9 protein-coding genes and 1 pseudogene are annotated in these 8,273 nt (G+C 73.6%); 3 read left to right on the plus strand and 7 right to left on the minus strand.

Features of this window, described 5'->3' with window-relative positions; genetic code table 11:
* Window positions 1-10: 10 nt before the first annotated feature.
* The 4 genes from ACGFMP_RS35675 to ACGFMP_RS35690 form a co-directional block, all read right to left on the minus strand.
* Window positions 11-739, minus strand: a complete 729-nt coding sequence (locus ACGFMP_RS35675) for an SRPBCC domain-containing protein (protein WP_393678020.1) — start codon at window positions 737-739, stop codon at window positions 11-13.
* Between the two features lie 6 nt (window positions 740-745).
* Entirely contained in the window at window positions 746-1,423 is a 678-nt protein-coding gene (locus tag ACGFMP_RS35680) for an ArsR/SmtB family transcription factor (protein WP_393678021.1), read from the minus strand.
* 82 nt (window positions 1,424-1,505) lie between these two features.
* Window positions 1,506-2,252: a Mut7-C RNAse domain-containing protein gene (locus ACGFMP_RS35685; protein ID WP_393678023.1), complete on the minus strand. Its 747-nt coding sequence runs from the start codon at window positions 2,250-2,252 to the stop codon at window positions 1,506-1,508.
* Between the two features lie 93 nt (window positions 2,253-2,345).
* The gene (locus ACGFMP_RS35690; protein ID WP_393678024.1) at window positions 2,346-3,164 is read right to left on the minus strand and encodes an exodeoxyribonuclease III; all 819 of its coding nucleotides are present in this window, start codon (window positions 3,162-3,164) and stop codon (window positions 2,346-2,348) included.
* 92 nt (window positions 3,165-3,256) lie between these two features.
* Between ACGFMP_RS35690 and ACGFMP_RS35695 the strand changes: the two genes are divergently transcribed.
* Window positions 3,257-3,757, plus strand: a complete 501-nt coding sequence (locus tag ACGFMP_RS35695; RefSeq protein ID WP_393678026.1) for a GNAT family N-acetyltransferase — start codon at window positions 3,257-3,259, stop codon at window positions 3,755-3,757.
* Between the two features lie 254 nt (window positions 3,758-4,011).
* Here ACGFMP_RS35695 and ACGFMP_RS35700 read toward each other — a convergent pair whose 3' ends face one another.
* The gene (locus ACGFMP_RS35700) at window positions 4,012-4,245 is read right to left on the minus strand and encodes a DUF1049 domain-containing protein (protein WP_393678028.1); all 234 of its coding nucleotides are present in this window, start codon (window positions 4,243-4,245) and stop codon (window positions 4,012-4,014) included.
* A 106-nt stretch (window positions 4,246-4,351) separates the two neighbouring features.
* The gene (locus tag ACGFMP_RS35705; RefSeq protein ID WP_393678030.1) at window positions 4,352-5,581 is read right to left on the minus strand and encodes a M14 family zinc carboxypeptidase; all 1,230 of its coding nucleotides are present in this window, start codon (window positions 5,579-5,581) and stop codon (window positions 4,352-4,354) included.
* Window positions 5,582-6,114: 533 nt separating this feature from the next.
* On the opposite strand from ACGFMP_RS35705, the gene ACGFMP_RS35710 reads away from it, so the two are divergent.
* Entirely contained in the window at window positions 6,115-6,861 is a 747-nt protein-coding gene (locus tag ACGFMP_RS35710) for a response regulator transcription factor (protein WP_393678032.1), read from the plus strand.
* Window positions 6,854-7,987 carry a sensor histidine kinase gene (locus tag ACGFMP_RS35715; RefSeq protein WP_393678034.1) on the plus strand — a complete coding sequence of 378 codons (1,134 nt, stop codon included), beginning with the start codon at window positions 6,854-6,856 and terminating at the stop codon, window positions 7,985-7,987. Before ACGFMP_RS35710 ends, ACGFMP_RS35715 begins: the two co-directional genes overlap by 8 nt.
* A gap of 184 nt (window positions 7,988-8,171) precedes the next feature.
* Here the strand turns inward: ACGFMP_RS35715 and ACGFMP_RS35720 are convergent.
* Window positions 8,172-8,273 (minus strand): annotated as a pseudogene (locus tag ACGFMP_RS35720) (LD-carboxypeptidase); the annotation flags it as partial.

Below are 8,273 nucleotides of genomic sequence, written 5' to 3' on the forward strand. Positions count from 1 at the left end.
AACCGTGCCGTCAGGCGTGGACCCGGTCCAGCCACCCGGTCCAGTCCGCGGCAATGCGGTCGCCGTCGGCGCCCGGGGCGAAGTCGTGGACCGCGACGCCGACCGTCGCACCCCAGTGGTTGCGGCCGAAGAAGCGGTACATCGCGTCGGCGGTGCGCAGCCCGAAGAAGTACGGGTTGCGGTAGTCGACCACCGCGGACACCCGTCCGGCGCCGGGCAGTTCGACGTCGACCGTGGCACCCTGCGCCGCACCCGCGGGCAGGCCGAGCGCCTGCCAGGACCGCTCGAGGGCGTCGGGGGCCCCTGCCGCCGCCGGCCCGTCCACCGCGGCCCAGACCGCGGCGCGGCCGTCGAAGTGCGCCAGGTACTGGCCGAGGGTGTGCAGGTAGAAGTCGGTGTGGCGGTTGGCGCCGTCATACTGGTTGTCCCAGTCGTCGACGAAGATGCCACTGTGCACGTACCGCACCCATGAACCGCCGCCCTCCCGCGGCTCGATGCGGTGGTCGAGCTGGTTGAGGGTCTGCCCGTGCACCCCGTCCGGCGCCTCGGTGCGCGCGGTCAGCCGGTGCGGCGGGTCCCACGCGGTGATGGTGGAGCCGAAGGGCGCGGCCCCGCCCTCCTTCGGCTCGTACTCGGAGGGCCACAGCCAGCCCGCGGCGCCGGTGGTGATGGCGGCGAAGACCTCCTCCGGGGTCGACTCGACCTCGAACTCGCGAACGATCTCGAACGGCTTCGACATGGTGTTTCAGTGCTCCTTCGGGTCGGGTGCGCCGGGGTCGGCGCTCGGGGTGTCCGGCAGGGCCCTCGCTTCGGCGGAGGGTTCCGGGGCCGCCGCCTCGGCGGGCTTCACGGTGGGGTGCAGGGCGACGACGACGCGGTGCGGCCGTCCGCCGACCGCGTCCTCGTCGTGGTATTTGGTGATCAGGGCGCTGACGCCGCGGGTCAGCTCCTCGACGAAGGCGGCCCGTTGCGCCGCCGAGGCGAAGCGCACCTCACCGTCGAGGGCATAGGTGGCGATCCGCTTCCCTGCCCGGTCGGCGCCGGTGATCAGCGCGCCGGTGTCCCTGACGAGGCGTGCGGCGACCGCCAGCAGCCAGCGCGCGGACAGCTGGTCGCGGAAGCGGCCGGGGTCGGGCTGGACGGCGGCCAGCGCGAGCGGCGAGATGACGTACGACGACGCCGTCGCCCGCATCAGCCGCTCGGTGACATTGCCCTTCCTGCGCTCGCCGGCCAGTTCGACCAGGCCGTGCTTCTCCAGCGCCTTGAGGTGGTAGTTCACCTTCTGCCGGGGCAGCCCCACCCGGGCGGCCAGCATCGCGGCCGACGCCGGCCCCGCGGCCAGCTCGGCGAGCAGCCCGGCCCGTATCGGGTCAAGGGAGACGGCGGCCGCCTCGGCGTCCTCGATCACGCTCACGTCCAACATGGCTCCATCCTCTCACCGAACACTTTTTTTGTCCAGAGGAGAATTCTTGTCGGTGAGACGGCGGCACGGAAGGGCGGCCGGGCTACCCGGCGGCGGGCGGGCGGCCTTCCCCGTGGTCGCGCAGGGCCTGCTCCACCACTGCGGACAGACGGGTGTGGTGGGCGCCGCGCCAGTAGACGCCGCCGCAGCCGGTGCACTCGGCGAAGACGTCGTAAGTCCTGCTGGTGCCGTCCGCGAGCCTGTCCCGCACCGACTCCTTGTCTGCGTCCCGCAGCGGGCCGTTGCAGGCCACGCAGCGCGTCCAGGGGGCGAGGACGGGCTCGAAGCGGCCCAGCACATCGTGCAGCTGCTCCTCCGGACGGTCGCTGTAGACGTACCCGCCCGCCCACAGCTCGCGGCGGCGCAGCAGGCCGCGGTCCCTGGACAGCAGCACGCGCCGCTCCTCCGCGGAGAGCGCGGCGAGCGCCGGGTCGCCGATGTCCTCGCTCTCGTAGGCGGCGTCGACCCCGAGCAGCCGCAGCCGCCGGGCCAGCGTGCCGAGGTGGACGTCCAGCAGGAAGCGCAGCGGCGCGCCGGGCACCGCCTGCGGGCGGCACACCGTGCGGACCTCCACCACCTCGCCGGCCGCGGGCACGTGCCCGGTGGGCACGTCACGGCCGTCGACGGCCAGGGCGCCGACCTCGGTCAGCGGGATGCCCAGCGATTCCACGACGTGGCCGAGGGAGGAGGAGCCGTCCGTGGTCAGCCCGAGCACCTCGGTACGGCGGTCGGCGGGCAGGAAAAGCCGCAGCTCTGCGGGGATCTTGATGGTCACTCGTGGTCCGGTCACCGCGCCAGCATGGCGGAACCCGCGGCAGGACACGGCGGGTGCCGGGAACGCGGCGCCGCCGGTCGGCCACCGCCCGGGCGGCGGCCGACCAGGTCAGGCGGTGTAGGTCACCGTGACCGGGGCGTGGTCGGACCAGCGGGCGGCGTAGGTGGGGGCGCGCTCCACCGTCGCTGTCGTGGCCGCGGCGGCGAGCTTCGGGGTGGCCATCTGGTAGTCGATGCGCCATCCCGTGTCGTTGTCGAACGCCTTGCCGCGGAAGGACCACCACGAGTAAGGGCCGTCGACGCCGGGGTGCAGGCGGCGGACGACGTCGGTCCAGCCGGTCGCCGGGTCCAGCAGATCGGTGAGCCAGGCGCGTTCCTCGGGCAGGAAACCGGACGACTTGCGGTTGCCGCGCCAGTTGCGCAGGTCGGCTTCCTGGTGGGCGATGTTCCAGTCGCCGCAGACGAGGGCATGGCCGCCGGTGCTCTCCGCACGCTCGTGCAGGGCGTCGAGGTGGGCGCGGAATTCCGCCATGAAGCGGTACTTCGCCGTCTGCCGCTCGGTCTCCGCCTCGCCGGTGGGCAGGTAGAGGCTGCCGACGGTGAGCCCCGCCGCCGCGCCCTCGCCGGGCAGGTCGACCTCGATGTAGCGGCCGGACGCGTCGTACTCGGCGGAGCCGAAACCCACGCGGACGGCGGTGGGCGCCCTGCGGGAGTAGATCGAGACCCCGGCACGGCCCTTGGTGGCCGCGGGCGCGTGGTAGGCGTGCCAGCCTTCGGGGTCGCGCAGTTCGACGGGAAGCTGGTCGGGCTCCGCGCGGACTTCCTGCAGGCACACGACATCGGCCGCGGTCTCCGCAAGCCAGGGCAGGAAGCCCTTCCTCGCGGCGGCCCGCAGTCCGTTCACGTTCACAGAGGTCACGGTCAGCACCCGACGGACGATACCCGCAGCGGCGCGGCACCCGGAAACCACGTCGCACACATGTACGAGGCGCAGGGGGGCTGACCAGGTAGGATGGCGCAGTGGAGATCAGGAAGACGCGCTACAACGAACCGGCCGCGACACGGCTGAACGACCTGGTGCAGCAGGAGTACGCCGAGCGCTACGGCGACGGCGACGCGACCCCGATGGCCGCGGACGACTTCGACCCGCCGCGGGGGCTCTACCTGGTGGCCTACGACGCCTCCGGCGAGCCGGTCGCGAGCGGCGGCTGGCGGGCGCAGGACACCTCGCCCGACGGGCACGAGGACGGCGACGCGGAGATCAAGCGGATGTTCGTGGTCCGCGAGGCGCGCGGGCGGGGTCTGGCAAGGGCGATCCTGGCCGAGCTGGAGTCCAGCGCGGCAGCGGCCGGAAGGACCAGGATGGTGCTGGAGACCGGGCAGCGGCAGCCTGAGGCGATAGCCCTCTACGAGTCGTGCGGCTACGTGCCGGTGAAGAAGTTCGGCTACTACCGCGACCAGGACCTCAGCATCTGCCTGGGCAAGTCACTGGTCCCGCAGGAGCCGGACGCGGCACGCTGATCCGCCGGGATCCCCCGAGGTCGATGGGGCGGCGCCAGGGCCTGTCGTTTGGATCTCCGTGGGGCAAGGAGCGGCGTTCGGTGCGTGCAGATGCAAGGCGGAGGAGGGAGGCGACGCGGTGGGGGTACCTCCCGGCCGCCAGGCCAGGGGGAGTCGTCGACCGACGACAACGCTGGGGGCACCTCCCGCCGAAGGCAGGGGGAAGATGCGCGTGCCGGGCGTCGCGACGCCGCGGAGATCCAAACGACAGGCCCTTAGCGCTTGCGGGAGACGCGCAGGAAGCGCCCGCACAGCCAGCCGATGACGAGGGTGATGAGCAGGGCGAGCCACAGCGGCATGGTGACCTCGGGGCCGATCAGCCGGATCCGCACGTCACGGGTGTTCTCGAAGACGAAGACCAGCGCGAGCAGGCCGAGCACCAGGACGACGATCCGACCGGGCGTCATCCGCTCGCGCAGACCGCCGCCGGCTGTCTTCTCGGACGTCATGACGCCTCCCGCTGTCGGCTGCCGGCCCCGTGCGGCCCATGATCCCCGGGAAAGCCGGAGGGTGCGGGCGGGTGCTGCTCCACAAGGGTGACGGTGGCAACCGCGGTCAGGCGTGCAGCTCGTCGTACACGGCGAGGACGCTGCGGGCCTGCTGCTCGACCTGGTCGGTGACGGGCACCCAGCGCGGGCGGTAGGCGCGCTCGTACGCCTCGCACCACTTGTCGACGAGCCGGGCGACCAGCGGGACGTCCGCGACCTGGCGGAGCATCGCGGCGGCGCGCAGCGGGATGCGCTGCGCGTAGACCTCGATGCTGGTCACCCGGGCGGTGGTCATGTCCGGCAGCGGTGCGGCGTCCTGCGCGCGGACGGCGGGGTCCCAGTCCGCGGTGAGAGCGGGTCCGAGGCCGACCAGCTCGCGCACGGTGCGCAGCAGCGGGCAGTCGACGCCCCTGAGCTGCGGGCGTACCGCGTCCAGCAGCCGGGCCACGGTGGGCAGGTCGCGGCGCAGCGCGGCGCCCGCGGTGCGCAGGGCACTGTCCGGATCGGGGTGCGGGGCGGTGTCGGCGCTGCGGTCGCAGGCCCACATCGGGACCTCGACGACCGCTGTCACCCCGTCGTAGCGGCTGGCGTGCACCCAGGTGGAGTGGGCGCCGTCACCGGCCGCCGGGTCACCGCAGGGCGGCATCACGTAGACGCCGGGACCGGGGCTCGGCCACTGGAAGGCGTCGGACGAACCGTTCTCCAGCGGGATGTCCAGCTCGGCCGCCGACTTGCCGATCCGCTCGGGCACACCTGGCACGTCGCTGGTCAGCTGGACGAAACTGCCGCCGACGTCGATGCCGTGCAGCGAGCACTGCAGCACCGGCCGCAGGTCGTCGAGGACACCGACCAGCGCGCGGGTCTCCGGCAGCGCCGGGGAGCGGTCGCCGCCTTCGTGCGGCAGCCACTCGGGCTGCTCTGCCGTACAGGGACGGAAGAAGTGCTCGTAGTGGTCGCGCAGGGTGTACGGGCCGGACAGCCAGGGCTCGTTGAGCGCGGCCCCGTCGGGGTCGATGCACAGCAGGAAGTGCCAGCTGGTGCCGTCGTCCTCGCCGCGGGCTCGCTGCCGGGCGATGGTGCGTGCCAGCCGCAGCGCCGTCGCACCGCCCACCGCGGCCTCGTTGGCGTGCGGGCCCGCGACGACCAGGACGTTGCGGCCGCCTTCACCCACCGTCAGCATCAGCAGCGGACGGCCCGCGCGCGATCTGCCGACCCTCCCCAGCCGGCAGATCTCCGGGTAGCTCAGGGTCAGCGCCCGAGCACCCGCAGTCACTTCATCGGTCGTCGGGTAGAGCATCCCCGCCATCCTCGCCACCGCAATCCCCCAGGAGCCCGGGCGCAAAAGGCCGGGGCCGCATCACGACATCGAGTTCGATCCCGTTAGTACGACACGCCGCCGCGGAGGTGTCAACGGTGCTACCGCGGCTGTTACGCGGACCGCCCCCGTCCCGGTACGGAAGCGCCGCACCGCAGTTCACAACTGCCGCGGCGGCCACGCGGGCGACCGGACCGGCCACATTGCCGGGCAGCACGGGCAGCAGCAGGACGAAGCCGCCTACGCCTTACGGCTCGCACCACACGGCGGGCGGGCGGACCGGCGGGTGTCCGGGCATCCGGGCGCCCGCGCCGGGGGCCTACGGCAGACGCGGGCGGCCGGTGTCGCATGAACATACCGACATGTCGACAAAAATGCCGAAGCGCGGGCCCGCGCGGGCGGGCTGTCGACGGCGCCCCGGCACGGACCGGGAGATTCTTACGAAACACGGACGCCGAGGGCTGCGGGCCACCGGTCCGTGGTCACTGTCAGTGGCGGGTGCCAGACTCGTTCCCATGAGCACCGCATCCGTGTCCGTACCGCCGCCGCGCCGGCGGATCCTCGTCGTGGACGACGATCCGACCGTCGCCGAGGTCGTCGCGGGCTATCTCGACCGGGCCGGCTTCGCCGTGGAGCGTGCCGCCGACGGCCCGACCGCGGTCGCCCGCGCCGCCGCGGCACGGCCGGACCTGGTCGTGCTCGACCTGATGCTGCCGGGCATGGACGGGCTCGAGGTGTGCCGCGCGATACGGGAGGACGGCCCGCTGCCGGTGGTGATGCTCACCGCCAGGGGTGACGAGGACGACCGCATCCTCGGCCTGGAGGTCGGGGCCGACGACTACGTGACCAAGCCCTTCTCACCGCGCGAGCTGGTCCTGCGGGTCGAGTCGGTGTTGCGCCGCGCGGGCGCGCAGCCCGCACCCGGGCCATGGCTGCGGTCGGGGCCGCTCGCCCTCGACCCGGCCGCCCGCCGCGCGCTGCGTGACGGGGTGGAGCTGCCGCTGACCATCCGCGAATTCGACCTGCTCGCCTTCCTCCTGCGGCACCCGGGCAGGGTGCTGGGCCGCGAGGAGCTGATGCGGCGGGTGTGGGGATGGGAGTTCGGCGACCTGTCCACGGTGACGGTGCACGTGCGCCGGCTGCGCGAGAAGATCGAGGACGACCCGGCAAGGCCGCGGCTGATCAGCACGGTGTGGGGCGCGGGCTACCGCTTCGACCCCGGTGAGCCCGGGACCGCGGAGGACGGTGCCGCCGATGCGTAGCCTCCTGGTCATCGCCGCGTATGCCTCGATGGGCGCGGCAGCCGTCGGGCTGCTCGGTGCCGCCGCGTTGCGGCTGCTGCGCCATCGCTCGGTCGCGCTGTCACTCGCCGTGGTCGTGTCCGTCGCCGTCTGCGCGATGCTGGCGGGGACGCTGTCCGTGGCGTGGGCGATGTTCCTGTCGGAGCACGACCTGGGGGTCGTCACCACCGTGTGCGCGATGGCCGCGGTCGTCTCCCTCGCAGTCGCGCTGCTCCTCGGCCGCACCGTGGTCGCCGGCAGCCGGGCGCTCACCGCGGCGGCCCGCGCCTTCGGCGACGGCGACGCCTTCGCCGCGCCCTCGGGCGCGCCCACGGCGGAATTGGCGGAGCTCGGCCGGGAACTGGCCGCCACCAGCGCCAAGCTGGAGGCGTCAAGGGACCGGGAGCGTGCGCTCGAAGCGTCCAGGCGTGAACTCGTCGCCTGGATCTCGCACGACCTGCGCACTCCGCTGGCCGGGCTGCGGGCCATGACCGAGGCATTGGAGGACGGGATAGCCGAGGACCCCGCCCGCTACCACCGGCAGATCCGCGCGGAGGTCGAACGGCTCAGCGGGATGGTCGGCGACCTGTTCGAACTCTCCCGCATCCAGGCCGGTGTGCTGGCACTCAGCACCGCGCGCATGTCGGTGTACGACCTGGTCGGCGACGCGATGGCCGGGGCGGATCCGCTCGCCGCGGAGCATGGTGTGCGGCTGGTCGGTGAGCGGGTCGACCGGGTCCCGATCGAGGTCGACGGCCGCGAGATGACGCGGGTGCTGGCGAATCTGCTGACCAACGCGATCCACCGGACACCGGCGGACGGCACCGTCGCGGTGTCCGCGCTGCGTGACAGCGCGACCGGGGCGGTCGTCGTGTCGGTGACGGACGGCTGCGGAGGCATACCCGCCGCCGACCTCCCCCGGGTCTTCGACACCGGTTGGCGGGGCACCGGGGCGAGGACGCCTCCGGCGGGGGCGGGACTCGGGCTCGCGATCGTCCGCGGCATCGTCGAGGCGCACCACGGGCGGGCGGCGGTCCGCAACGTCCCCGGCGGGTGCCGCTTCGAGGTGGTCCTGCCTGCGGCCGCTCCGCTGCCGGGCAGGCCGTAGGCCCTCCCGGGCCGGTCAGCGGAGGGCGGGGACCTCGACCGTGAGGGTGGCGGCGTCGGCGTCGAGGACGGCGGGCACCCCGAGCGGCACCGTCAGGGCCGGCAGGCAGTGCCCGAAGCCCACGTGCTCCAGGACCGGGACGCCGAGTCCGCTGCCGGGCAGGCCGTAGGCCCTCCCGGGCCGGTCAGCCGAGGGCGGGGACCTCGACCGTGAGGGTGGCGGCGTCGGCGTCGAGGACGGCGGGCACCCCGAGCGGCACCGTCAGGGCCGGCAGGCAGTGCCCGAA

The organism is Streptomyces sp. NPDC049040, from assembly GCF_043197715.1.
Classification (GTDB): Bacteria; Actinomycetota; Actinomycetes; order Streptomycetales; family Streptomycetaceae; genus Actinacidiphila.

Bases quoted from the DNA above. Each gene is read 5' to 3' on its own strand.
- ACGFMP_RS35715 (WP_393678034.1), top strand. From the start codon at position 6,854: ATGCGTAGCCTCCTGGTCATCGCCGCGTATGCCTCGATGGGCGCGGCA.
- ACGFMP_RS35705 (WP_393678030.1), bottom strand. From the start codon at position 5,581: ATGCTCTACCCGACGACCGATGAAGTGACTGCGGGTGCTCGGGCGCTG.
- ACGFMP_RS35675 (WP_393678020.1), bottom strand. From the start codon at position 739: ATGTCGAAGCCGTTCGAGATCGTTCGCGAGTTCGAGGTCGAGTCGACC.
- ACGFMP_RS35700 (WP_393678028.1), bottom strand. From the start codon at position 4,245: ATGACGTCCGAGAAGACAGCCGGCGGCGGTCTGCGCGAGCGGATGACG.
- ACGFMP_RS35710 (WP_393678032.1), top strand. From the start codon at position 6,115: ATGAGCACCGCATCCGTGTCCGTACCGCCGCCGCGCCGGCGGATCCTC.
- ACGFMP_RS35680 (WP_393678021.1), bottom strand. From the start codon at position 1,423: ATGTTGGACGTGAGCGTGATCGAGGACGCCGAGGCGGCCGCCGTCTCC.